The 25,729-nt window shown below is 57.8% G+C and carries 20 protein-coding genes and 1 pseudogene; 8 read left to right on the top strand and 13 right to left on the bottom strand.

What is annotated here, in order from left to right; translation table 11 throughout:
• Positions 1-27: 27 nt before the first annotated feature.
• On the top strand, positions 28-789 hold the full coding sequence (locus H6G07_RS20890) for a pentapeptide repeat-containing protein (RefSeq protein ID WP_073610169.1): 762 nt from the start codon (positions 28-30) through the stop codon (positions 787-789).
• Positions 790-904: 115 nt separating this feature from the next.
• Here the strand turns inward: H6G07_RS20890 and tpiA are convergent, their stop codons facing one another.
• Both tpiA and H6G07_RS20880 read right to left on the bottom strand, forming a co-directional pair.
• Positions 905-1,636: a triose-phosphate isomerase gene (gene tpiA, locus H6G07_RS20885; protein WP_073610170.1), complete on the bottom strand. Its 732-nt coding sequence runs from the start codon at positions 1,634-1,636 to the stop codon at positions 905-907.
• Positions 1,637-1,825: 189 nt separating this feature from the next.
• Complete coding sequence (locus H6G07_RS20880) at positions 1,826-3,976, bottom strand: polyribonucleotide nucleotidyltransferase (protein WP_073610171.1); 2,151 nt, start codon at positions 3,974-3,976, stop codon at positions 1,826-1,828.
• Positions 3,977-4,170: 194 nt separating this feature from the next.
• Between H6G07_RS20880 and H6G07_RS20875 the strand changes: the two genes are divergently transcribed.
• The gene (locus H6G07_RS20875) at positions 4,171-5,160 is read left to right on the top strand and encodes an NAD-dependent epimerase (protein ID WP_073610172.1); all 990 of its coding nucleotides are present in this window, start codon (positions 4,171-4,173) and stop codon (positions 5,158-5,160) included.
• Here H6G07_RS20875 and H6G07_RS20870 read toward each other — a convergent pair.
• The 9 genes and pseudogenes from H6G07_RS20870 to H6G07_RS20830 all read right to left on the bottom strand — a co-directional run bounded on the left by H6G07_RS20870 (position 5,157) and on the right by H6G07_RS20830 (position 17,573).
• Complete coding sequence (locus H6G07_RS20870) at positions 5,157-5,357, bottom strand: hypothetical protein (protein WP_073610173.1); 201 nt, start codon at positions 5,355-5,357, stop codon at positions 5,157-5,159. The genes H6G07_RS20875 and H6G07_RS20870 overlap by 4 nt on opposite strands.
• A gap of 200 nt (positions 5,358-5,557) precedes the next feature.
• Entirely contained in the window at positions 5,558-6,568 is a 1,011-nt protein-coding gene (locus H6G07_RS20865) for a low-complexity tail membrane protein (protein WP_084173442.1), read from the bottom strand.
• A 64-nt stretch (positions 6,569-6,632) separates the two neighbouring features.
• Positions 6,633-9,710, bottom strand: coding sequence for a translation initiation factor IF-2 (infB, locus tag H6G07_RS20860; RefSeq protein WP_342351402.1), 3,078 nt, complete (start codon positions 9,708-9,710; stop codon positions 6,633-6,635).
• A 334-nt stretch (positions 9,711-10,044) separates the two neighbouring features.
• A complete protein-coding gene (locus H6G07_RS20855; protein WP_073610176.1) occupies positions 10,045-10,317 on the bottom strand; it encodes a YlxR family protein in 273 nt (90 codons plus the stop codon).
• A gap of 273 nt (positions 10,318-10,590) precedes the next feature.
• Positions 10,591-11,829 (bottom strand): annotated as a pseudogene (gene nusA / locus H6G07_RS20850) (transcription termination factor NusA); the annotation flags it as partial.
• A gap of 81 nt (positions 11,830-11,910) precedes the next feature.
• Positions 11,911-12,381: a ribosome maturation factor RimP gene (gene rimP / locus H6G07_RS20845; protein WP_073610178.1), complete on the bottom strand. Its 471-nt coding sequence runs from the start codon at positions 12,379-12,381 to the stop codon at positions 11,911-11,913.
• Positions 12,382-12,606: 225 nt separating this feature from the next.
• Entirely contained in the window at positions 12,607-14,187 is a 1,581-nt protein-coding gene (locus H6G07_RS20840; protein WP_073610179.1) for an ArnT family glycosyltransferase, read from the bottom strand.
• A complete protein-coding gene (locus H6G07_RS20835; protein ID WP_073610180.1) occupies positions 14,180-14,812 on the bottom strand; it encodes a hypothetical protein in 633 nt (210 codons plus the stop codon). The genes H6G07_RS20840 and H6G07_RS20835 overlap by 8 nt, the downstream gene beginning before the upstream one ends.
• Before the next feature lie 169 nt (positions 14,813-14,981).
• Positions 14,982-17,573, bottom strand: coding sequence for a U32 family peptidase (locus tag H6G07_RS20830; protein WP_073610181.1), 2,592 nt, complete (start codon positions 17,571-17,573; stop codon positions 14,982-14,984).
• 230 nt (positions 17,574-17,803) lie between these two features.
• On the opposite strand from H6G07_RS20830, the gene H6G07_RS20825 reads away from it, so the two are divergent.
• Entirely contained in the window at positions 17,804-18,745 is a 942-nt protein-coding gene (locus tag H6G07_RS20825) for a phosphoribulokinase (protein ID WP_073610182.1), read from the top strand.
• A gap of 119 nt (positions 18,746-18,864) precedes the next feature.
• Here the strand turns inward: H6G07_RS20825 and H6G07_RS20820 are convergent, their stop codons facing one another.
• The gene (locus tag H6G07_RS20820; RefSeq protein ID WP_073610183.1) at positions 18,865-19,227 is read right to left on the bottom strand and encodes a hypothetical protein; all 363 of its coding nucleotides are present in this window, start codon (positions 19,225-19,227) and stop codon (positions 18,865-18,867) included.
• 347 nt (positions 19,228-19,574) lie between these two features.
• Here H6G07_RS20820 and larB point away from each other — a divergent pair, with 347 nt between their 5' ends.
• The gene (larB, locus tag H6G07_RS20815) at positions 19,575-20,369 is read left to right on the top strand and encodes a nickel pincer cofactor biosynthesis protein LarB (RefSeq protein ID WP_073610184.1); all 795 of its coding nucleotides are present in this window, start codon (positions 19,575-19,577) and stop codon (positions 20,367-20,369) included.
• A 63-nt stretch (positions 20,370-20,432) separates the two neighbouring features.
• On the opposite strand, the gene H6G07_RS20810 is transcribed toward larB, so the two are convergent.
• Positions 20,433-21,686: an HhoA/HhoB/HtrA family serine endopeptidase gene (locus H6G07_RS20810; RefSeq protein WP_073610185.1), complete on the bottom strand. Its 1,254-nt coding sequence runs from the start codon at positions 21,684-21,686 to the stop codon at positions 20,433-20,435.
• A 307-nt stretch (positions 21,687-21,993) separates the two neighbouring features.
• Between H6G07_RS20810 and H6G07_RS20805 the strand changes: the two genes are divergently transcribed.
• The 4 genes from H6G07_RS20805 to trhO all read left to right on the top strand — a co-directional run bounded on the left by H6G07_RS20805 (position 21,994) and on the right by trhO (position 25,727).
• Positions 21,994-22,935: a M23 family metallopeptidase gene (locus H6G07_RS20805; RefSeq protein WP_084173444.1), complete on the top strand. Its 942-nt coding sequence runs from the start codon at positions 21,994-21,996 to the stop codon at positions 22,933-22,935.
• Positions 22,936-23,083: 148 nt separating this feature from the next.
• Entirely contained in the window at positions 23,084-23,890 is an 807-nt protein-coding gene (locus H6G07_RS20800; RefSeq protein ID WP_073610186.1) for a hypothetical protein, read from the top strand.
• A 20-nt stretch (positions 23,891-23,910) separates the two neighbouring features.
• Positions 23,911-24,831: a histone deacetylase family protein gene (locus H6G07_RS20795; protein ID WP_073610187.1), complete on the top strand. Its 921-nt coding sequence runs from the start codon at positions 23,911-23,913 to the stop codon at positions 24,829-24,831.
• A gap of 26 nt (positions 24,832-24,857) precedes the next feature.
• Positions 24,858-25,727 carry an oxygen-dependent tRNA uridine(34) hydroxylase TrhO gene (gene trhO / locus H6G07_RS20790; protein WP_073610188.1) on the top strand — a complete coding sequence of 290 codons (870 nt, stop codon included), beginning with the start codon at positions 24,858-24,860 and terminating at the stop codon, positions 25,725-25,727.
• Positions 25,728-25,729 lie beyond the last annotated feature (2 nt).

Here is a 25,729-nt window from a genome sequence, read left to right as displayed (position 1 = left end):
CCAATACCCAGCAACCCAGTTCAAACTATGCGGTGGAACATTTTTGTCAGCCTGCTCGTACTTTTAACCGCTGTAATCCCCACCGCCTGGCGTGTAGCAGATGAACAACTCAGCCGTTATCAAACCCTAGAAGCCGCAGGGGATGGCGGCACAGAGACCGCATCCACAGCCCAGACCGTGGACTCTCCGCGCGATCGCCGCTGTCAGCAGTGCGATTTAGCCGCCGCCGATCTCAGCAGTCAAGACCTCAGCCGCAGAAATTTTCGAGAGGCCAATATGACCAGAGCCAACTTGACCGGCACTCAATTGATCAACGCCGTCCTGCACAGAGCAAATCTCACCCAAGCCACCCTCCATCAGGCCAACCTTCAGGGGGCAGACCTTTCCGAAGCTAATCTGTTGCAAGCCGACCTCAGCCAAGCTCAAATGTTACACGCCAGCCTTGTTAAGGCTAACCTTACCAACGCGTCCCTCACCCAGGCGGAGTTGCGCGACGCCGCCCTCTGCTCAGCCCAAATGCACCAGGCTGATCTGTCAGAGGCCAGCCTCTACGGGGCCGTTTTGCGCCAGGCCGATCTGTCAAACGCCGATCTACGCGGGGCAGACCTCCGCTACGCCGACCTCTACGAAGCCGACTTAACCAACGCCAATCTCACCGGGGCGCACCTAGAGTTTGCCACCATGCCCGATGGCAGCACCTACAACCAGGGCTACGTGCAGCCCATCAACCCTTCCCAAGGCTGCGACCCCAACCCTTCTGAAAGCGTCGCTGATCAACCAGCAACCTAAAGCTATCGACCCAACCAATGCCCTATCTGACCAGAGATTGACTTAAGCTACCGCCAACCGTTCTCTGCCCAACTCCCAAACCTGTTTTTACCAGCATGACCGGAAAAAGCATGAGCTAAGGGCATTGAAAGTTGACAATACGGGCAAAGCTTTCGGGTTCTAAGCTAGCACCACCCACCAGGGCACCGTCAATCTCAGGCTGAGCCATCAGCTCATCGACGTTGCTGGGTTTGACCGAACCGCCATACTGAATAGTGATATTAGGATTTTTCAGCAGCTTGCGAATGCCCCCAATCACCTGGTTAGCATCAGCGGCTTCGCAGGTGTCGCCCGTGCCGATCGCCCAGATTGGTTCGTAGGCAATCACCAAATTGTTTTGGTCAACATCCACCAGGCCCTTCTCAATCTGGGTGGTAATCACCGCCTCAGTTTCGCCAGCATCACGCTGACTCTTGGTTTCACCGACGCACAAAATTGGGATCAGGCCGCACTTCTGTGCCGCTTGCAGGCGCAGGTTAACCGTTTCATCGGTGTCGCCAAAGTACTGGCGGCGCTCGCTGTGGCCCACAATCACGTAGCGCACCCCTAGCTCTCGCAGCATATCCCCCGAGATTTCGCCAGTAAAGGCTCCCTCCGGCAGCCAGTGAATGTTCTGAGCACCCACCCTAATTCTGGCTCCGTGCAGACTTTTAGACAGGGCTCCCAAGGCCGTAAAGGGCGCGCATAGAACTATTTCACGCCCATCGGGGGTATCGGCGAGTTGTCCAAGAAAATGACGCAGAAAGTCCAGGGTTTCGCCCTGGGTCTTGTACATTTTCCAGTTGCCAGCGATAACGATTTTGCGCACGGTGTTTTGAGGTTAAAGGCTAGATATACAAAATTGCATCCCTGCATCGTACTAAGAAAAGAACCCCCGAATCAATTGTTGCAGCGTACAACGTTTGATTCAGGGGGCAGGGGGAAGATAAGGGAGATAGAGAGGATAAACAGGAGAATCTCCCCTATCTTCTCCGTTCCCATCCCCTCATCTCGATCTTTACCGCAGCGCAGCAGCTTCACGAGCCGCAGCTGCTTCGTCGGGGTGAATGTTGAGGCGGGTCAGGTTGACACGACCACGACCATCAATTTCACGCACTTTGATGATCACCTCGTCGCCGACATTGATTTCGTCTTCGACCTTAGCTACCCGATAGTCGGCCAGTTGCGAAATGTGAACCATGCCCTCCTGGCCGGGCATAAATTCCACAAAAGCCCCAATGGGGATAACGCGGGTCACTTTGCCCACAAACACATCACCGGCAGCAGGCTTAAAGACGATCGATTCGATTAGGGCTTTAGCCTGAAGGGCTTTTTCACCTTCGATCGCCGAAACAGTCACGGTGCCATCGTCGTTGATGTCGACTTTAGCGCCGGTTTGCTCGGTAATCGCCTTGATCTTCTTACCGCCGGGGCCAATCACCATGCCGATCATCTCAGGATCGATCTTAAAGCTGATCAGGCGTGGGGCGTAGGGCGACAGCTCTGCCCTCGGCGTGTCGATGGTGGCCAGCATTTTCTCAAGAATATGCAGGCGGGCGGGCTTAGCCTGGTTGATGGCGTCGGCAATCACCGATAGGGGCAGGCCGGTGATTTTCATATCCATCTGTAGGGCGGTGATCCCTGTGTCGGTACCGGCGACTTTAAAGTCCATATCGCCTAAAAAGTCTTCGATACCCTGGATGTCGGTGAGAATACGCACCTCGTCGCCTTCTTTGATCAGGCCCATGGCTGCCCCACTGACGGGCTTAGTGATCGGCACGCCAGCATCCATCAGCGACAGGGTAGAACCACACACCGACCCCATAGAGGTCGAGCCGTTGGAAGACAACACCTCCGATACCACCCGAATCACGTAGGGGAAGTCTTCCTTGGAAGGTAGCACTGGCACCAGAGCACGCTCGGCGAGAGCGCCGTGGCCAATTTCGCGGCGACCGGGCGATCGCATTGGCCGCGTCTCACCCACCGAGTAGGGGGGGAAGTTGTAGTGGTGCAGATAGCGCTTCTCTTCATCGGGGTGAAGGTCATCCATCATTTGGGCATCGCCGGGGGTGCCCAGGGTGGCGACCGACATCACCTGGGTCAGGCCCCGCTGAAATAGCCCGGTACCATGCACCCGCTTGGGCAGCAGCCCTACTCGGCAAGAGATTGGCCGCACCTCATCGAGCTGACGACCATCGACCCGCACCTTGTCAGCGACGATTTGCTGACGCATCAGCTTTTTGGTGATCGATTTGTAGGTGTTACCCAGGGCTTTACCGTTCTCGGCCACCGCCACCTTGATCGGATTTTCGTCCTCTAGGGCGTCAACGGCAGTGGCTAGCTCAGCTTTAATGGCGTCGAGCTTTTCATCGCGCTCGGGCTTGGTGAGGCTAAACTGCTTCAGCACGTCTTTGATAGCGGCGGCAGTTTTTTCTTCGATGAAAGTAGCCAGGGTGGGGTCGGTCTCGGGCTCTTGCTCGGTGACGATCTCAATCCCTAGCTCTTTGATCAGCTCTAGCTGGGCTTTGATCAGGTCTTGGACAACTTCATAGCCAAAGTCGATGGCCTCAATCACATCGGCCTCGGGGAGCTGGTTAGCGCCCGCCTCTACCATGATCACGCCGTCAGGGGAGCCCGCCACGATTAGGTCGAGATCGCCGGTTTCGACCTCTTTATAGGTGGGGTTGATAATGAAATCGTCGCCCACTAGACCCACGCGCACAGCGGCCATGGGGCCGTAGAAGGGGATCTTGGCCAGCAGCACTGCGATCGACGCGCCGGTAGCGGCCAGCACATCGGGGGGTACCTGCTCATCCATAGCCAGGGTAGTGGCGACAATTTGAATGTCGTCGCGCAGCCACTGAGGAAACAGAGGTCGCATGGGGCGATCGATCAGGCGACAGATCAAAGTAGCCCGCTCAGGGGGACGGCCCTCCCGCCGCAAAAACCCGCCAGGAATACGTCCGGCAGCATAAAGTCGCTCTTCGTAATCAACCAGCAGAGGCAAAAAATCGATGCCTTGACGTCCTGCTGAGCGGGTTGCGGTCACCAAAACCGCAGTTTCACCCGACTGTACCAATACTGCGCCCCCCGCCTGGGGAGCCAACAGCCCACCCCTCAGGTGAATATCGCGACCACCGAAGGAGATTGTTTTTTCAAATTCTTGCATGTACGACTACGTCCTTTCTCTCTTACCATTCTTCTTGGTTTCTTTGGCATGATCCTAGCACCGATGACGGCAATGGCTTGTTGCCTGGGCCGCCAGAGGCACAATTAGGCAAAAGACTTAAGATTTTGGAGCGCTTTGGGTATCCTACTGGCGTTAGTTTGAATGCAAATTTCTGGCCCTAGGAGGCTACGGTCATCGCTGTACTGGTTACTGGGGTAGCGGGGTTTGTGGGCTCGTTTGTCGCCCGGCGGCTGTTGGAAAGCGGTCACCAGGTCTATGGCATTGACAACCTCAACGACTACTACGACGTTGGATTGAAACGCGATCGCCTCGCCCAGCTCACCTCCAACGATGGCTTTACTTTCGAACAGCTTGATCTGTTCGATCGCGTGGGTATGCTGGCCCTATTTCGCAGTCACCAATTTCAGTACGTCATTCACCTGGCGGCCCAGGCAGGGGTGCGCTACTCGCTGGAGAACCCCTTCGCCTACTCTGACAGCAACCTGTCGGGGTTTCTCAACCTGCTGGAGGGCTGCCGCATGATGGGGGTTAAGCACCTGGTGTTTGCCTCATCCAGCTCGGTGTATGGGGCTAATCGCAAGGTACCGTTCTCGGTGGACGATCGCGTTGACCATCCGGTATCGCTCTATGCCGCCACCAAAAAGGCCAACGAGTTGATGGCCCACGCCTACAGCAGCCTGTACCAAATCCCTACTACGGGTCTGCGTTTTTTTACGGTGTATGGCCCCTGGGGGCGGCCCGATATGGCCTACTTCAAGTTTGTGGAAGCAATTTTAGGCGATCGCCCCATTGAGGTGTTCAACCAGGGCCAGATGAAGCGCGACTTTACCTACATTGACGACGTAGTAGAGGGGGTTGTGCGAGTGATGACCCACATTCCTACCTCAAGTAAAGACCCTAACAGCGATAGCCAGGCTCCCTACAAAATTTACAACATTGGCAACCATCAGCCAGTGGAGCTGCTGCGCTTTATTCAGGTGATCGAAGCAGCCCTTGGCAAGACTGCCAAAACCGTTCTATGCGGCATGCAGCCTGGAGATGTGCCTGCCACCTATGCCGATGTCAGCGATCTGATGGCAAATGTGGGATTTGCCCCCAGTACCCCCATCGAAGTGGGCATCGAGCAGTTTGTGGCTTGGTACAAGCAGTACTACAGGGTTTAGTAGGCCAGGGTTTCTAAGGTTTCGCGCAAGTAGCGACGCACGAGCTGATCAAGCGGCGCGGTCTCGGCCTCAGCAGTAGGAAGCTCACCCTTCCAGCTCTTAAAGCCGGAGCTGCTGGCGATCGCAGACTTGAGGCTAAACCAAATGCGGGCGTGTTCAGAAAGCTGCATGGGGTTGACGGAGCGAGTTGCGGCCATAGCTGCCTCTAAAAAGTTCGAATAACTGTCAAAACCTTAGGTCTTTCTACCGCTCAGGGCCACTCGATCAGTCGGCGAGTCAGCAAAAACTCTGATCACTAGAAGACTAACTATAAGATAGCGCAATCGTCCCGCTGCGATTGTGCCAAGGGCCACAGTACTGGGAATTGACAGGAGTCTATGGTCGGCACGCCAAGGCCCTAACGAGCCTTAGGGTAGATGTCGGCGATCGCCGTCAAGGGCTGCGAATAGTCCGCATCCTCTAGGTGGGTTACGTTGTCGCTCAACTCCTCAACTTCTGGGTGGCTCAAGGGCCTGTCATCAACCATAGCGTCACTATCGACGAGGAAATCTACGGGCTCTACTGTAACGGAGTCATGGAGAGCTTCAAGGTCAACAGGGTCTGCGATCGCCTCTGAAGAGGCAGACACATCCGACGTATCGGCATGGGCCGAAGCTTCCGCTGGGTCTGCTTCAACCGCAGGCTTCAAAGGCACGTCGGTTTCAGCTATCGCTTCAGCAACGCCACGGCCATGCTCCGTATCTGATGGCTCAACAGGCAAAACTTGAGGAGGCTCAGCAGTTTCCACCATGGCTGGAGCAACAATCTTGGGCCTCGCCCGATTGGTTAAGTCGGGCAAAATCTTACCGACCGTCAGCCCAATCCAGGTGAAGTCAGCGGCAACGTTCTCAGCAGCATAGGGGGCAACCCTAGCCATGACCCGATCGGGCGTAGCCAAGACCTGAAATACGGCTACGGGGATCTGCAAGAACAGATTAGCCATCAGGAAGCTTAGGGCGGCGATCGCCACCCCACCCAGCCGTCCCCAATCGCTAAAGGGAGTTAAATCACGGGCCAAAAAGGCCAGCGGGTAGAGTTTTAGCAAAACCCACACCAGCGGCACCGGCACCAGCAGCGCTCCCAAACGCACTCGCCACCGCCGAAACTGGTTCAGCAAGCGACGCTGATCGTCTTGCAGCGCAGCGGGCTTCAACGCTAGCCCTGGCAAACTAAAAATATAAAACGGCTGCCGCAGCTGCATGATCAGCACCGGCAGCACACCTAACGCCACAATGACACCCAGCTCTAGTTCTGGCAGGGTGGGGTTACCCACCGCCAGCCCGAGCAGGCACAGGTCGATCCACAAAGGTACAGTAGCCAATCCGGCCAGGTGTACCCATAGGTACGGATCGCAGCGCCAGGATGCCATTGTCTACTCCGTTGTTCTACACTGCTGTCTCGCAGGGTTCCCAGTTAGGGAACCCTGCCCTTGCCTAGGCCATCGCCAAGGTGCGACGCTTCGTGACCATCTTGAAGGCATCGATAATGTCGCCTTCTTTCCAGTCGCTGAAGTTGTCGATGCCGATGCCGCACTCGAAGCCGGAGGCCACGTCTTTGGCATCTTCTTTCATGCGCTTGAGGGAGTCGAGCTTACCAGTATAAACAACCTCGCCACCGCGCACTACTCGGAGGTTGCAGTTGCGAGTCACCTTGCCCGAAAGCACGTAACAACCGGCAACCGCACCCTTGCGCACGGGGAATACCGCCCGCACTTCCACCTGACCCAGGGTCTCCTCGACCATTTCGGGGTCGAGTAGGCCTTCCATAGCGCCCTGGATATCATCGAGGAGGTTATAGATCACCTCGTAGTCGCGCACGTCTACACCCAGGCGATCGGCAGACTGCCGCGCTCCAGGCGCAAGAGTAGTGTTGAAGCCGACGATTACCGCGCCACTGGCAGCAGCCAGGTCGACGTCAGTTTCGCTGATTTCACCAGGGGCAGCCAACAATACCCGAATCTGCACCTCGTTCTGCGGTAGCTGCTGAAGCGCCGCCAAAATTGCTTCGATGGAACCCTGTACGTCGGCCTTGAGCAGCAGGTTGAGATCCTTAAGATCGCCCTCCTGAACCTGGGCAGAGATGGTGTTGAGGGTAACACGGCGGGAGGCCATCGACTGCTGTAGACGCGACTGGCGCTGCTCAAGCATGCGCTTGTCGGCCACTGCTCTAGCGGTCTTCTCATCGGAGTAGACCTCAAACTCATCGCCAGCAGCGGGGACATCGTTGAGACCTAGTACCTCAACTGCAAAGGAGGGGCCAGCAACTTGAACTCGCTTGAGGCGATCGTCGAGCATGGCCTTGACCTTGCCCAAGATCGGACCAGCCACCAGCGAATCGCCCACCCGCAGCGTACCGTTCTGGATCAGCAGGGTAGCCACTGGGCCACGGGCTTTGTCGAGGTTGGCCTCAATCACAGTACCGCGAGCTAGACGGTCAGGATTAGCTTGGAGATCCTCGATCTCAGCGACCAGCACAATCATCTCCAGCAGGCTGTCGAGATTTTCGCCTGACAGGGCACTCACCGGCACCATGATGGTGTCGCCGCCCCATTCCTCAGGCACCAGCCCATGCTCCATTAGCTCTTGCTTGACGCGATCGGGGTTGGCTGTCTCTTTATCAACCTTGTTGATGGCCACAATCAGCGGTACCTCGGCGGCCTTGGCGTGGCTAATGGCCTCAATAGTTTGGGGCCGCACACCGTCATCCGCCGCCACCACCAGAATGGCGATGTCGGTCACTCGGGTACCCCGCGCCCGCATGGCGGTAAATGCCTCGTGGCCAGGGGTGTCGAGGAACACGATCTGATGGGACGTGCCCGCATGATCGACATCGACATGGTATGCACCAATGTGCTGAGTGATGCCGCCAGCCTCGCCCTGAGCCACCTTTGTCTTGCGGATGGAGTCGAGCAACGTGGTTTTACCGTGGTCAACGTGACCCATGATGGTAACCACCGGAGGCCGCCGCTTAAGACTCTCAAAGTCGGCTTCGTCAATCATTTCAGTGACCTTTTTGGCCTCTGACTCGACTTCGCTGGTTTCGACCATGACCTCAAACTCTTCAGCCACCATTTTGGCGGTTTCGATATCGAGGGTTTGGTTAATATTGGCAGCGATGCCTTTGAAGAACAGAGACTTGATCAGCTCTGTCTCAGGCACCATAATTTGCTCGGCCAGCTCATGGACGGTTAGTCCTTCGGAGAGCACGATAAACTCGGGACGCTCCTGGGTGGGCTGAGCCTCACCCCGGCGACCGCGACGGGAGCGACCACCGCCACTACTACTGTCACGGTGCTGGGGCTTGTGGCTCTTCATCGTCGGTGACGACGGCCTACCACTACTGGGACTCTTGGGTTTGGGTGGACGCGCTAGTGAGATGCTCAGATTTTGGGCATCGGTAGCCTGCTCTCCATCTTCGTCAAGCTCATCGACTAGCACGTCGAGATCTTCATCGTCTTCACCCAGCACGCCTTGGCCTCGACGCTTGGTCTTGCCGACCTTGCTGGCTTTTTCGCGCATCTTTTGATCATCGTCTTCGTCTTCGCGCTCTTCGCGCTTATGACGAGGCGGCGAAGGACGACGCGGTTGATCGTCAAGACCACCGACCCCAAGCACGGAAATTGAGTCATTGCCGGGAGGGGTTTCGTTGCGGGCAGCCGTTTCGGCTCTGGCCGTTTCGGCGTCAGAATTGGGCCGCCGCAGCTTGGGTTTGGGCTTTAGACGGGTAACATCTTCGCCCGCATCGATTTCGCGGATGGGAATGGTGGGACGCGGGGCACCAGGGCCATCAGCCGAACGACTTTCGGGGCTACGGCTCTCGGGGCGGCGAATAACAGGGCGGGGCGGACGAGCGCCCTCTGGCACGATTACCTGGCGATCGTCACTGTCGGTACGACCCCGAGATACAGGCCCAATCAGCTCTGGTCTTGGCTTGACCGACGGTGGAGAGACCGCTACAACGGGCTCGACTGCAACCGTCTCAACCTCTTCGACAGGGGTTTCAACAGGAGCACTCACCCCAGGACGATTGAGGGATACTGGCGGCTTGGGTTTAACCTCTGCCTGATCGGCTCTAGGAGTTTCCCCAGGACGACTAGGAGGCTGAGAAAGACTATCAGGACGCGTTGGCCGACTGGCGCTAGGGGCAGGGGCACTCGGGGAGGCAACGTTAGGAGTAGGAGCGCCTGCCTCAGTGTCGGCCCTAGGAGTAACCCGGTGGCGACGAATTTCTAAAATTTGCTGTTTGCGTTCAGGTCGATCGCCATTTTTGACCGGGGCCGCTGGTCGAGGCCGACTGGCAGAGCGATCGGGCGCATTGGGCCGAGTGGCACCGCCACTGGCGCGAGACTGACGAGCCGCTGAACGAATTTGATCAGCTTCTGACTCTGCGATGGTGCTGCTGTGACTCTTCACGGCAATGTCGAGGCGACTTGCGATCGCCAAGATGTCTTTGTTATCCAAATCCAATTCCTTCGATAACTCGTAAATTCTCACTTTGCCGTTCATCCACATCTCCCTACGCTAGTCAAGCTTGTTACTTACATAAACCAACCTGCTTCGTCCAACAAAACGACATCAAACCATTCTGACGAATACGTTAGCCCTAGCATGGCATTGTAAACCAAGGCTAGGTGGACATGGGACCTCAAGCAAGTTTACTGACGCCCTAGGGGGGCCAGTCAGATACCCATACTATGAGTGTAATCAGTTGCTTCCCCAATGAACAGAATCTCAGAGGGATCGCGTCTAGAGACGATTCAGTTGCAAAAATTTTTGGTTAAGCCTCCTGATGGCACATTTCCCCTTTAATCCTCTTGACTCAAGCTTAGTAGCCAGGCACAAACGGTTATGTCGCGATGGAATCAGCCATTTTGCTCTCTAGCTGGTTCCAAAGGTTTTGGTAAATTTCCTCTGGCACGTTGGCTTTTAGAGCCCGCCCCAGTCGACTTTTTTTCTGCGCCTGGCGCAGACAGTCGGCCTGAGGGCAAAGGTAGGCCGATCGCCCCATGCCGTCGCTGAGCCGCACCGAGCGATCGGGATAAACCCGCACCACGCGCCAAAAATCGGCCTTGGGCCCAACCCGCCGACAGCTAACACAGCGCCGATAGTTGGGTTGCATGGAAGCTTTCTCCAGAATTTATTCCTCCTCTGCGATCGCCACTGGGCTCTCGTCTGCCAGGGGTTCTTCCTCTTCAAAATCGGTGGCTAGTTCAGCCGCCTCAGCTTCTTCAAAGTCGGGCTCTTCAGCAGCGGACTCTGGATTGGCGTCATATTCAGCATCGGCGAGAGGTGCAGCTTCTAATTCATCCTCCTCAAAAGGTGCTTCATCGACCTCTAGGCCCGCTGCTCTAGCCTCAGCCGCTGCCCGTTCTGCCGCCGCCTTCGCTTTCCATTCTGCTGCCTCAGCTTCCTCCGCTGCCAGCTCTGCGGCTTCGCGAGCGGCCTCTTCGCGAGCCGCCGCTATTTCGGCAATCTTGCGATCCTCATCATCATAGTCATACTTGCCCGAGTCTTTGATGTCGATCTTCCAGCCGGTGAGACGGGCCGCTAGGCGAACGTTTTGGCCCTCTTTGCCGATCGCCAAACTGAGCTGGTCTTCGGGCACCAGCACGTGTGCTTGGCGATCGTCGGGGTTGACTAGGCGCACCTCATCCACACGGGCCGGGCTTAGAGCGTTGGAGATGTAGGTGGCCGGGTCAGGCGACCAGCGAATGACGTCAATTTTTTCGCCCCGCAGCTCGTTGACCACCACCTGAATGCGCGATCCCCTGGCACCAATACAGGCACCGACTGGATCCACATCTCGCTCAAGAGTATCCACAGCGATCTTGGTGCGGGGGCCAACGGAACGCGAGGGGGGGTTTGCCTCCCTCGCGACGGCCACAATGCGGACAATTTCATCCTCAATCTCGGGCACTTCGTTGGTAAACAGCTCGACCACTAGCGCTGCGTCGGCCCGCGACACCAGCAGCTGCGGGCCACGGTGAGAGCCTTCGGAGACTTTTTTGAGCGCCACGCGGAAGGTGGCGTTAGCCCGGTAGTTGTCGTTGGGGAGCTGATCGCGCTTGAGCAGCTCAGCCTCAACCTCGGGCTGGCCCACACCGCTAACGACCGCCATGATCACCGACTGGCGCTCAAACCGCAGCACCCGCGCCGATAGAATACTGCCTTCGAGGTCTTGGAATTCTTCTTGAACCAGCTTGCGCTGCTGGTCGCGCAGCTTTTGGGCCAGCACCTGCTTGGTTTGAATGGCGGCCATGCGGCCAAAGTCGCGCTGGTCGGGGGTGACATCGAGCACCACGGTGTCACCAGCTTGAGCCTCGGGAGCGACTTCGCGCACTTCTGACAGGGAGATTTCGTGGTCTTGGCTAGTGACTTCGTCAACAATGGTCTTGGTGGCCAGCACCCGGAAGCCTTGGTCGTCGTAGTCGTCAACATCTAGCTCAATGTCGAAGTTATCGAAGTATTCTTCGTCGAAGTGGGTGTCGATTTCGCGGGTGCGGCGGTAGCGCTCGTAGCCCTTCAGCAGCGCCTCTCTCAGGGCATTTTCAACCGCGTGCTTGGGCAGGTTGCGCTCGTGGCTAATGACATCGATCATCTCCTGCAGCTTGGGCAAACTTACTAACGACATAACCACTCACCTCAGGACAACAAATCTTTTAAGTAACAAATCTGTGACGATCGCAAAACCTAAACGCAGCGCGTGTGCTCCCTAGTCGGGGCTTTGGTCACTCAACTCCACCGTCTGCACCAGGTTGCGAGGCAGGGAAATGGATTTTCCTTTTTGGCTGAGCACCACGGTCTCATCGTCGCGGCGCACTAGCTGGCCCACCCACTGTTTTTTGCCCTTGTGCGACTCAGTTAAGGCGACTTCGACCATGAACCCCTTAAACACCACAAAGTCGCGATCGCTTTCGAGGGCAGCAGAGACTCCTGGGCTTGACACTTCCAGAACGTAGGCATCGGGAATGATGTCGCTGGTATCGAGTACGGCTTCGAGGGCCTGGCTCATTTTTTCGCAGTCATCCAGGCCAGTGTCTTCATTTTCTAGACTGCGCACGTCGATGCGTAGCACGGGAGGAGACTGGTTGGTGTGAAAAACCGCTTCAACCACTTCTAGCCCTAGCTCTTGGGCAACAGGGGCCACCAGCTCAAGCACTTGGGGAATAAGGGGATGTACCATTTAACCCGCAAAAGAATGCCAATAAAAAAGTGGGCCTCGACCCACCTCCCAAAACATTGCTGCTAAAGGAGCCCAAACCCGAGGGCTTGAGCTTCCCCATTCTAGCTGATTGTGACGGCGATGGGGTAAGCAGAGGCTGCGATTGGCCCAGGGAAGGGGTTACGGGAGATTTACCTAAATGTTTTTGGACAAATGCAGGGAGCAAGATTGGGGGATGGATTCTGTCTACTCTGGGAGGCACTGTTCTCCGTTGCTGGTAAACGCCAGAGGATAGTCTGGGGTCAGGGGATAGCCCTCTGGCCCAGCCCTAAAGCCATAGCCCCGTACCATTTCATAGGTTTGCAGCACCTGGCCAAACCGACGCACTTCTAAAGTTGCTGGCGGGTCTACGCGATCGAACATGGCCAAATGGGTGGGGCAAATCGGGTGCCAGGTTTCGCCCAGTAGCACAGCGTCGCGTCCCTCTAGATCGGGAGCGTTGTACCAAAAGTCAAACTGATCGAGCCGACCTGAGATAGCTAGCACGTCCGGGTTGTTGAGAGCATAGGCCAAGGCCGAGGCCGAGCGATAGTCAGTGGTGAGCAGTAGGGGATCGTCGAGATCGTCAGCCTGGGTCGTTACGGCTTGGGCAACCTGGGGCCAGCCGTAGAGCGCGGCACCATCGGGATCCACTGAGCCAAAGAACGTTCCCAAGGGGATGACGGTGTAGTAGGCGACTAGGGCTGTGGCGGCGAATAGGCCCAAACCTTGGGCGATCGCCAACTGCCCAGCCCGCACTGGCTTTGACCACTGGGGCCGATAAAACTGATCGCTCAGCAGTGGGAACAGTAGCGGGTAAGCCAAGATATTCCAATAAAACAGCGCAACGGATACGGTGGACAGAGCTGTAAAAGCCGCAGTGGAAAGACCAAAAATCCAAATCGCCAAGGCCGGATAGCAGGAGGCGCGAGCCATAGCCGTCTTCCCCCGCTGCCTGAGCAGTCGAATAATGCTCCAGGACTGAATGGGGCCGAGAATCAGACCACACAGGGCCAAAAACACCACGGGCTGAAGCAAGTTGAGGTTAAGCCCACCTCCGGCGGTGCGATCGCGGTAAAACCGAAACGAAAAGAAGTCGTGCTGAACATTCCAAATCAAAATCGGCGAGAGCACCAGCAAGAGTAGGCCCAGGGCCAGGTAGAGACGGCGATCGCGCAGCACTTGCCAGCGTCGCCTATCCGCCAAAATCATCGCTAGAAACCCCAGCCCTACAAAGACTGCGTTGTACTTACACAACCCTGCCAGGCCGAGAAAAATGGCGGCACCGTAGAGATCCCGCCCGCTGCCTTGGCTGGGATTCTCAACTACGCTATCCACGTAGCGGACAAATAGAAAGCTGCTGACCACCGCCCAGGTCACCAGCCAGTGGTCGTGCCAGGCCAGCCCCAAATACCAAAAAAACAAGGGTGACGACAACCCCAGCAGGATGACTAGCCAGAAGCGATCCCTGGCTTGGTCGCCATAGAGATAGCGACAGATGTGGAAGACCGTGAATCCTAACACTCCGCTGCTGACTAGGTTAGGCAGGCGCAGAACAACCGCAGAGCGCCCTAGCCCTGAGGCAAATACCCCCTGTACCCAGGCGTGAAAAGGCGGGTGGTCGTAGTACGAAAAGCTCGGTCGTTGCCCCCACAACCAGTAGTAAGCTTCGTCGGGATTAGGGAAGGCTGTCAGCCAAAACACCACCCGCAGGGCCAAAAACCCCAGCAAAACCCAGCGTCCCCAAGCCCACACCGGAGACTGAAAGAAAGCCCAGCGCTTACTCATCGGGGGATTCTAGGGCGCTGGTGTCGATGTCGTTTAGCTCGGGAATGTCGCCAATGTCGAGGGTGCTGGGATCTTCCCCAACCAGTTCAGCCTCAACGTCAGAGGAGAGTAGCACGGTAGGCAAACCGGCTCCCCGCAGACCTTGAAGAATGTGCCCTGGCGTTTCAGGAAACACCACAAACAGGGGAAGGGTCTTGTCGGTGCCGTCGCTAAGCAGGTGCTCATAGCGCTGGGGCAGCAGCCACTCATAGCCGCGATCGACCAAAATCTGCGTGTGCCGCCAGCGCATCAGCAAGTCTGAGAAGTCCTCTTGGGGGCGGTGAATGTAGACAAAAATCTCAACCCCGGTCTTGATCTTCCACTCGGGATCGCACATCAGCAGGGCAACATCGCAGGGCAGCGTCACCACCGAACCGGGGGCGATGCTCTGGCTGTGGGGATTGAGGTGTACCCCGTCACGGACGCGCACGTTCGGCAGCGGCAGCGTAATTACACTCTCATCAGGGCGTCGCATGCTGGGCACGGCCTCGAGGTAGGGACGATGGTGCTTGAGCAACTCCAAAGCCCCTTCGTGGTCGGTACAGACCGAGAGCAGCGTTTCGTACTGAATAGGTTTAATCGCCATGCTGCCTACAGAGAACTACGGGTTAGGGTCAGTATGCCCTGCATTTTATCCAAACTGGGCGGGCGACACGGCAGGCTAATCGAACGCCTACCCGCGGTGGCCAGTTCTAAACAGCCGCAAAGAACCTCACACCCAGGACATCAGCTTTCTGTCGCATTAGCCTTGGCCACTAGCCTCGGGCTGAGCTGGTTTTAGAGTCTAAGGGACCACGGGTAACCCCGAGCTTACTCTGCAGGTGTAGGGTACGCCAAAGCTGGCTACCGCTGATGTCTCCTCTCAAAAGCTGACGATATTGAGCGATCGCCCTCTCCACCTGCTCCGGGCTTTCATCCAAAAACTCCAGCCGAAAGTGCCGCGCTCCCGCCTGCATGAGTCGCTGGGCGTACTCGGCTCCGGTCTGGGCGACGCCGTTGAACACCGTATTGCGGCAGCCCGCGTCGGCCAGCAGAAGGTGCTCGGTGCCAACCCGGTCGCGCAGTTTGACCTGCTGACTCTCACAGGGGCGGCCGCAGTCGCGAAAGTCTTTGCCATCGGAGAGAAAGGCGCAGAAGACGCAGTGCTCCATGTGAAACATGGGCATGTGCTGGTGCAGGGTAATCTCAAACCACGACGAGGGGGCCGATCCCAGCAACTCTACTAGCTGGTCAGCATTGAGATCGTAGGAGGCCGTCACTCGCTTTAGCCCATAGCGGCTCAGCAGATAGTCTGCTGTAAGCGCGTTGGCCACGTTTAGCGAAAAATCCCCTACACAGCGCTGGTCGGCAAAATAGGCCAGGTGGTCATAGTTGCGCACCAGGTAGCCGTCAGCTTCAGACCGCTTTACCTGATCAAGAATATAGGTTTCTAGCGGCTTGGTAATACGGGGCGGAGCTACCCAAATGGTCTGGGACTCGCTAACTCGATGGGATCGGAACCAATCCACAGCATCGCGGTAGGTGGCGGGGTTCTCGAACTCGCAGTAGACGGTTTCAATGCCGGCCTCGGTAGCAGCGGCGAGTTGGGGGCGAGTGCGAACGAGGACAGTTAGGGATGGGGAGATGGAGGGGTGGAGAGATGGGGAAGCTAGATTCTCGCTGGGGGGCGTCTTGGGGGTCGGCAGAATGTCTTGTAAGGCGGCGTCGACATTGAGGTGCCAAGGGTTGGGGCGTGAGCGCAGCTCCTCTAACCCTTCCACCAGCTCTCGCCGCAGCCGGTTTAGCTCGCTGACGGGGATCATCACATTCCCCTGGAGATGATTGCTCAGGTATTTGAGATGGAATGGGGTGTTGCCCAGACGGCCTAACTGCTGCTCTAGGCGATCGCCCGTCAGCGGCTTTGAATGAGCTTCTACCAAGGCCATAGTGGAAGTTGTCTGGGCAATGTGACCCTGACTGTCGCGAGCGATCGCCACCAGTTCCTGCCCCACCGCGCCATGCACCTCAATAGTGATGGGTCGCGTGAATTTGGGGCGATCGCCGCTGTAGGTCTGCTGAAGCTCTTTATCCAGGGCCGGATCGCTGGTTTTCCAAAGCTTGTCGCCGGGGTGGATGCGGCGCAGATTGAGCGCGTCGCGGCCAAACATGAGCCGAGTTTCTGAACCGACCTGATCCACCTGATAAATGCGGCCACCCTGCTCCTTTTCGGCAGGGTGGCCGTCGTCAAACACTACGCCGTCACCCGCCTTGATCGGAGCCTGGGCTTTCAGAAACACAGCATCGTCGGTGATGCGGGTGATGTCACCTAGATACACTCCGCGCTTTTTGCCAAAGCGAGCGTGGACGAGGGTTTGGTTATCGATGCCCTCGAACCAGCCGGTGTAGAGGCCACGGGAGAAGGCCATTTCGAGCTGGTAGCGTTCCTCCGATGATGGAGGAGTAGGGAGATGGGGAGATGGGGAGGATAGGTTAGATGCGGCGACAGCCAGGCGATCGAGGGCTTGGCGGTAGACGCGGGTGACGTTGGCGACGTATTCAGACGCTTTGAGTCGGCCTTCAATTTTGAGGCAGCTAACGCCGGTTTGCACCAGATCGGGCAAGACATCGAGGCCAGAGAGGTCTTGGGGGCTGAGTAGGTAAGCGCGATCGCCCAAATCTACCCGTTCCCCATCGGCTATGAGCTCGTAGGGCATGCGGCAGGCCTGGGCACATTCGCCTCGATTGGCCGATCTGCCGCCCAGGGCTTCGCTGGTGAGGCACTGGCCCGAGTAGGCCACACACAGTGCGCCATGGACGAAGACCTCTAGGGGGAGGGCGATGTTGCGATCGCCCATCTGCGCCTGAATTTTGGCAAGGTCTTTAATCGAGCACTCCCGCGCCAGCACCACCAGCTGACAGCCGAGATCGCGGGCAAACTCAACCCCAGCGACACTGGTCACCGTCATCTGCGTTGAGCCGTGGATGGGAAAATCGGGCGAAAGATGACGAATGAGCCGACAAATTCCAATATCCTGCACAATAACCGCATCGACCCCAGCCACAATCATCGTTTTGAGATATTGCGCGGCCTCTGCTAGCTCTGAGGGAAATACCAGCGTATTCAGCGTAACGTAGCCCTTCACCCCACGCCGATGGAGAAAGGCCATCAGGTCGGGTAGATCGGCCTCGGTAAAGTTCTCGGCTCGCATGCGGGCGTTGAAGCGATCGAGGCCAAAGTAAATGGCATCGGCCCCGTTTTCGACCGCAGCTTTGGCACAGTCCCAGTTGCCAGCTGGGGCCAGCAGCTCAGGCAGAGCGGGTGACGCGACGGGGGCATTAAGACTGGCAGCGGGGTCAAGGGCAGGCATAGACTTAGACTCGCAGGGCTAAATAGTGGCCCCCAAAAAGCGGCCAGCGACACCATTCTATTCTTACAAATTCCAGACGATTGAAAGCTTAGTTGGGCTATGAATTGCCGCAGGGGCGATCGCCCAATTGTTCTGAGGCCATTACACAGAGCAATAAATATTTGGTGATGATCCCGCTGGTTCCTACAATGGGGAAATTAACTACTGGTTGCAAAACCCTGGAGAAATCTATGAGTCGTCCGATAATCCTCGGCATTGTGGGTGACAGCGCGGCGGGTAAAACCACTCTGTCGCGGGGCATTGCGCAGATTTTAGGCGAAGACGACGTTACCATCATCTGCACGGACGACTACCACCGCTACGATCGCAAACAGCGCAAAGAAATGGGCATTTCGGCCCTGCACCCCGACTGCAACTACATCGATATCATTCAGCAGCACCTAGCACTGCTGCGCACTGGGCAGCCCATTCTCAAGCCTATCTACAACCACACGAGCGGCGAGTTTGACGCCCCCGAATACATTGAGCCTAAGCGCTTTGTCATCGTCGAAGGCTTGCTCGGTTACTCGACCCGTGCCTGTCGCGATGCCTACGACGTTAAAGTCTATCTGGCCCCGCCCGAAGATCTGCGCGCCAATTGGAAAATCAAGCGCGACACCCGCAAGCGCGGCTATACCCCCGAAGAGGTGATTGAGCAGATTAAAGCCCGTGAAGAGGACTCCGAAGCGTTCATTCGTCCCCAGCGGCAGTGGGCCGATGTGGTAGTTAGCTTTTACCCCCCAGATGGCAACAGCAGCGGCGACGAACTGCTGCTCAACGTGCGTCTGGTGATGCGGCCCACCATTCCCCACCCCGACTTTACCCACCTGCTAGAAGATAAAAACGGTGGCTCTCTAAGCGACGCGGTGCGCATGGGCCTCGATCGCGACATGGGCAAGCCCGTAGACGTGCTCGAAATCGACGGCCACGCTACTGAAAAACCCGTGCAAGAGCTAGAGCGTACCCTATGCAGCGAAGTCCCCTACCTGGGCAAGTTTTGCAGCATTGAAGGCAACACCGACATTGGCAAAGTGGTGGGCACCACGGGCGAAACGCTGCAAAGCTATCCCCTGGCCCTGACCCAGCTGCTAATTACCTACCACATGCTCAAGGCCGCCAAAGTTTCCGAGTAGGGGCAAAGGGCAGTTCGCCCACCCCGAGATCCCCAATTGCAGCAGCATAGGGGGTTGCCAAAAAACAGCCGATTGCTCTGCCTCTGCTTAGCGATCGGCTATTTTTTATCATGTGCAACCTACTGTTGCGATAGCGCTTCGCCCTGCGACAGTTCACCCAGCATCATTTGAATAAAGTTGGAGGCTATCTCTGCTGACTGGTCGTGGGTGGCAAACACGATCGCCAGACTATTGGTGTCTCCAGCTCCATAGCAGAGAACTCGAAAAGAGCCATCCTCGAAATAACCCGTGCGATCGATGCTGCCCTGGTCAGACTCGACCCCCAAGCTGTCAATCAGCTGGTCGGCCCGCGTCAGGCAGCCTGCCACATCGGTGTCGAGTAGCTGGTCACCGCTGGCAATTTCGGGGCGAGCATTGGCGGGCTGAATCAGAGCGGCCAAGCCAAGGCCGGTAAGGGCGATCGCATATAGATGCCGTTTCATAGGAATTAAAACTAGGGTTAAGTACAGCTGCCGCCCCGCTTGAGGGTGCTCCGCCGCCACCAGTGCTGGTGGCGGCAGATTGTTTCACGGCCTGATCAGTTATTACAGAGTGCCCTGCCCCTTTCCGGATGCGATCGCGCAAAAAAGCGCCGGAGCTAGTAGCTCCGGCGCTTGGGGTGTTGAGGAGTGAACGATTAATTAATAATGTAGGGGCCTGGTATGTCACCGAGGTAGCCGAGGTATGACAACCCTGTGACATTTTTCGCTCCCCTTTTTTAGCGCCATGGTCTAGGCTGATCTTTCCAGAGCCTTCTGGCCTTTGCCCTTTACCTTTCCCCGCTGCCTCCGTGACCCAGCCCGACGCCCTGCGCCATCTACTCAACGCCGTTTCCCAGGGGCAGCTCAGCCCCGATGCCGCCTTTGACCGGCTCAAGTACCTCGACTTTGAGCCGGTTGACGACTTTGCTAAGGTCGACCACCACCGCACCCTGCGCACCGGCTTTCCAGAAGTGATCTGGGGGCCAGGCAAAACCCCCCACCAAATTGTGCAGATCATGCGCAGCCTGCATCAGCACAACCCAGTGGTCATGGCTACCCGCATCGAACCTGAGGTTTTTGCCCAGGTGCAGCAGCAAATTCCGGCAGCGCGGTACTACGACATGGCCCGCATCTGCGCCCTAGTGCCCTTGGGTTGGGCAGCCCAACACCCCGGTACCATTGGCGTGCTGACGGCAGGAACTGCCGACCTGCCTGTGGCCGAAGAGGCTGCTGTTACCGCCGAACTGAGCGGGTTTATGGTCAAGCGCCTGTGGGATGTCGGAGTAGCCGGGCTACACCGCCTGCTGCGCCACCGCCACTTGATCCGTGACATGGATGTGCTGATTGTAGTAGCGGGCATGGAGGGCGCACTGCCTAGCGTCGTGGCGGGCCTAGCCGATTGCCCCATCATCGCAGTGCCCACCAGCATTGGCTACGGAGCCAGCTTTAATGGCCTCTCGGCCCTGCTCACCATGCTTAACTCCTGTGCAGCGGGCATTGGCGTGGTCAACATTGACAATGGCTTTGGCAGCGCGGTGCTAGCCGGGCAGATTTTGCGTACCGGGGCGAGGGTAGGGAGTGAGGGTGTAGGGGGAAAGTTTTGAAGTTTGAATTTTAAGGTTTGAATTTGCGCCCTCCACCAACTCAAAACTCAAAGCTCCCACTGACTAGCGCAAGTCGGGGGGCATAGCTGCGGGTTTGACATCAATGGTTTGGTCGCGGCCATCGCGGTGAATGTCGAGCTTGAGGGTGCCGCCAATTTCGGTCGCTTCTACCCGAGCCTGCACGTCTGGCGGGCTATCGACTGGGTCGCCCTCAATGGCGCAGATGACGTCCCCGATCTTCAAACCTGCGGCTTGGGCCGGGCTGTCGGGCAGCACCCCGACAATGAGAACGCCGGGCTCATCGTCGTTGTCGATTTTAAGATTGAGCTGCTCTTCTTCGTTGAGGCGATCGACCATCTCGGCGGAGAGTTCGACCATTTGAATGCCGAGGAAGGGGTGCAGCACTTCCCCGTTGGTGAAGAGCTGATCGGCGATGCGTTTGGCGGTTTCGATGGGAATGGCAAACCCTAAACCCTGGGCGTTGGCGCGAATAGCGGTGTTCATGCCGATCACTTCGCCCCGGTCATTGAGCAGGGGGCCGCCGGAGTTGCCGGGGTTAATGGCGGCATCGGTTTGAATAAACTGCACCCGCTTATCGGGAATGCCCACCTGGTTGCTGCTGCGCCCCAGGGCACTGATGATGCCAGCGGTGACGGTGTTGTCGAGGCCAAGGGGGTTGCCAATGGCGATCGCCCACTGCCCCGGAGCCAGGTCTTGGGTGCTGCCAATCTGCACGGTAGGCAGGTCGGCGGCTTCAATTTTGACCACAGCTACGTCGGTTACCGAGTCAACTCCAACCACCTTTCCTTCAAAGTCACGCCCGTCGCGCAGGGTGACCTGCACCGTTTTGGCTCCCTCAACCACGTGGGCATTAGTCAAAATCTGGCCATTAGCGCTAAGAATGAACCCTGACCCAGTCCCCTGCTCTAGGCGATCGGGCAGCTCGGGCGGGGGCATTTCTTGCTCGTCAAAGAAGCGGCGAAAGAAGGGGTTGTTGAAAGCATCGGGAGAAATTTCGGGCACGGTGCGCTCGGCGTCAATGCGCACGACTGCTGGCCCCACCTGCTCTACCGCCAGGGCAATAAAGTTTTGGTTGTCCCCCATCGGGTCGGCGACTCGGGGGTTGGGGGCGGCCTGGGCCACGGTCGTCAACGATGTCTTGACCGCTGGGGGAGTCTCAGCTGCGGCCTGCTGTGCTGTAGCCAAACTCGCCTGGCTGACGTAGTAGTGACCGGCCCAACCCGCACCACCACCTACGGCCAAAGCGACTGCCACCAACGCGAGCTGCTGAGAAAACTGCTTTGGTAACGAGTCCATGCTGAATGCCCTCTGCTACTGTGCCTGGTGTGTCTTACCGGGTACGACGAACTGGCCTTGCGGCGGCTGCGAGCCAACTCAAAATCACGTAACGCTGACGATAATTTGACTGTCTGGCTCTACTCTACCGAATATTCTACGGAGCAAATAATTTCCGGATGGGGTTACCTGCGGCTAGAAAACCCAGGTATGCCCCCTGAACAACCGGGGCTGTCCTGCCTATTATAGAGGCTGTACCCCTCAAGGATGGTCGGGTTCACCTGTAGAACCAAAATCAACGTTGACTACCTCGCCACATTTGCTTTTCATGGTGTTTTACGATTTGCTGAAACCTTCGGCCACCTGCCGGTTAGACACTGCCAACCAGCTGAGGCCATTCAAACGCCTCGCGGTACTGGTGGGGCTGGCCGTTGCCCTGCCGTTCGGAGGGCTAACAGCACCGGAGGCGATCGCCCAGACCGGCTCTGCCGCTTGCTCCCAACCCGCCCTATCGCGCTTAACCCGTCACCGGGTGGCCCAGGGTGAAACGCTGGCCGTCATTGCCCAACGCTACAGCCTGTTGCCAGCCACGATTATGGGGCTCAATCCTGCCGTTCAGGAGGGGACTGTCAGGCCTGGGCAAGAGCTGCTGATTCCGCCCTTCAATGGCATTCGGGTCAGCGTTGCCCCGGGCCAGACCTGGCAGCAGGTCGCCCGGGCCTACAACAGCCGACCCGATGTGCTGTTTGAGGTAAACGGCTGCGTCAGCACCATACCGGCCACCATTTTTCTGCCGGGGGTGAACTGGTTCCCTGGGGTGGCGACCACAGCGGCCACCGCCGCCCCAGCTACGCCACTTCAGGGATATCCGCTGCCCCAGCGATCGCAGGTAATCGTCAACTACGGCTGGCAGCCAGACTCAGCCCAGGGCAAGCTGGTGTTTAACACTGGGGTCGCCCTGGCTAGCGCCGCCAGCACCCCGGCCCTGGCCGTAGGGGCCGGCACCGTAGCCTTTGCCGGTACCGATGCCACCTACGGCAATCTGGTGGTCATCAACCATGCCCAAGGACTGCAAACCCGCTACGCCAATTTGGCAGCGCTGAACGTGCGGGCTGGACAGACGGTGCGCCAGGGCGATCGCCTCGGGGCGATCGCCACCCCTGAGGGCGGCGACGACGCGTTCCTGTTCTTTGAGGTGCGGCTTAACTCCACCGCAGGCTGGGTCGCCCAAGATCCCCAAGACTATGTGCCGACCATGGTGCTGCGCTAGAAAACCGCCTGGGGTGGGCAGGCTATGGCAATAGCATGATGCCAAGCTCACCCAAACCCTAGCGCCGACTGGCAAGAGCACCTACAATTGGCCGTAAGGGTGCACCGGCAACGCTGAGTTTTGTGCACCGATGGCCACCAGGTAACCTATGGCACAGCATTTTTCTGGACAGCCTTCGCCCCATTCTCCCCAACCCTTTTCTGAAGCCCGCGACCCTGCTGTCACGTCGGGGCTGTTTTGGTCAAGACTGCTAACCTACCGGCCCTTATTTTTGCTGGGCGGGCTCTGGTTGACCCTGGTGTGCGTGTCTGCGATCGCCTACCACGGCCTCATGTTCAACGAGCCCATCGAAGATGTCGCTCCCGAAGCGCCCCTAACGGTTTTGTCAGTTCCAGCCGACGATGCTGCCCCTGCCCCAGATATTGCGCTTGGGCAAGAAGCTTCGCCCCAGCCTGGGGTTGCCCTTTGGGGCCTGCTGAGCCTGGTGGGACTATGTGCCTTCGGCTCCTTTGTGCTCACCCAGCAAATCAAGGTCTCAGCTCGGGCCACCAAGCGCAAAAAAGCCCGTCCGCGCCCGATCGCTAAAGCGTCTACGCCGGTGCAGCCACCCCACCCCAAGCGTTTGGCCCCCTACTTGCCCCAGCGTGATGGGGTCGTAGCCCCCGGGGTTAGACTGGTAGAAACCCCCATGGTTGAGCCGCACTCAGCATCGGTACCAGCGCGACCTAGGGCTGGTACTGTGCCGCAGTTCAAAGCGGTGCCTCAGCCAGGGCGTTGGCGCGACCTCCCTCGAGGGGAATCGCCCCAGCCTTCGGCTCCTAAAGTTGCGCCATTGCCAACTGCCACTCCGGCGGTGGTGCCCCCCGAGGCTGACCTGCCCCTCGATTGGACTGAGGGCAGTGTGGCCCATGCTCTAGATATGCGGCAGCGGCGATCGCTGTCGTCCTTAATGTAAGCATTGTTTGCTTTGGGGCTTTGAGTCAGCTTCCGGTTATCTATCACTCTGACTATGTGGCTCCTCTGCCCGACGGGCATCGCTTTCCGATGCCCAAGTTTCGGCTGCTGCGCGATCGCCTGCTGCACGACGGCATCATCACCCCCAACCAAATCTACCAGCCCGGCGAGCCGCCTCAGACCTGGCTGGAGTTTGTCCACCATCCAAACTACGTCAACGCCTACCGCCAGGGCACGCTGGATGCCAAAGCCCAACGGCGCATTGGCTTGCCCTGGAGCGCCGCCCTGGTTAAGCGCACCTGCACGGCAGTAGGGGGCACCATTCTCACCGCCAAGCTGGCTTTGGAGCACGGGCTGGCCTGCAATACGGCGGGGGGCACCCACCACGCCTTTCCCGACTACGGCTCGGGGTTTTGCATTTTTAATGATCTGGCGATCGCCACCCGCGTGCTGCAAGCCCAGGGCCGCGTCAGTCGCGTGCTGATCCTCGATCTAGATGTGCATCAGGGCGACGGCACCGCCTGGATCTTCCGCGACGACGCCAGCGTTTTCACCTTTTCCATGCACTGCCAGGAGAACTTTCCGGCCCGCAAACAGAGCAGCGATTTAGATGTGCCCTTAGCCTTGGGCATGGAAGATGATGCCTACCTAAACTGCCTGGCGCGGCACGTTCCCGATTTGCTGGCCCAGGTGCAACCTGACCTCGTGTTTTACGACGCTGGGGCCGACCCCCACAAAGACGACCTGCTGGGTAAGCTGGCGCTGACCAACACCGGGATTTATCGGCGCGATCGCTTCGTACTCGATAGCTGTGTGCAAGCGGGCTATCCTGTCGCCTGCGTCATCGGCGGCGGCTACGGCCAATCCATGGATGACCTGATCTTTCGCCACTCGCTGCTGCACAGAGCCGCCGTCGAGGTGTACCAGGCCCACCGCCTATAATTGAAACTTTGTAGCGTTGTTAGGCCATGAATTGGGCGATCGCCACCTTCTACAAATTTGTCACCCTGAGTGAACCAGCGGCGCTGCGTCGGGAGCTTTTAGAGCTATGTCAGAGCTGGGGGCTGCGGGGCACAATTTTGCTGGCTTCAGAAGGACTGAACGCCACCGTAGCGGGCGATCGCCCCAGCATTGATGCCCTGCTAAACTGGCTCCGCTCACATCCCGAAATTGGCCCCTTCCCTCATCAAGAATCCACCACGGCAGACGCGCCCTTCGAGCGTATGAAGGTAAAGCTTAAGCGGGAAATCGTCACTTTAGGACATCCCGAAGTCAACCCTGCTCAGCAGAAGGTCGGCACCTATGTCGAGCCACGAGATTGGAACCAGCTCATTGCCGATCCTGAGGTGATGGTGATTGATGCTCGCAACAACTTTGAGGTCGAGCTGGGCACCTTTAAGGGCGCGGTGAATCCCCAAACCCACTCTTTTAGAGAACTACCAAATTATGTAGACACCCACCTCGACCCAGCTCAGCACAAAAAAGTAGCAATGTTCTGCACGGGCGGCATTCGCTGCGAAAAAGCTACCGCCTACCTGCTAGACCAGGGTTTCGAGCAGGTCTATCACCTCCAGGGCGGCATTCTCAACTACCTCAAAACAATACCGACGGCTGACAGCCTGTGGCAGGGCGACTGCTTTGTGTTTGACGAACGGGTGGCCGTTGACCACCGTCTGCAGCCCAGTGAATACGAGCTCTGCTTAGGCTGTGGCCATCCGGTAAGCGCGACGGAAAAAGCCTCATCCCATTACGAGGCGGGCATTAGCTGCCCCCACTGCTATGCTGCTCTTACCCCTGTCAAACGGGCTCGGCTAGAGGCTCGTCTGCGCGATCGCTAGCT

Origin of the sequence: Phormidium tenue FACHB-1052, from assembly GCF_014696675.1 — a bacterium.
Classification (GTDB): Bacteria; Cyanobacteriota; Cyanobacteriia; order Phormidesmidales; family Phormidesmidaceae; genus Nodosilinea; species Nodosilinea tenuis_A.
This window is presented reverse-complemented; position numbering and strand designations above follow the sequence as displayed.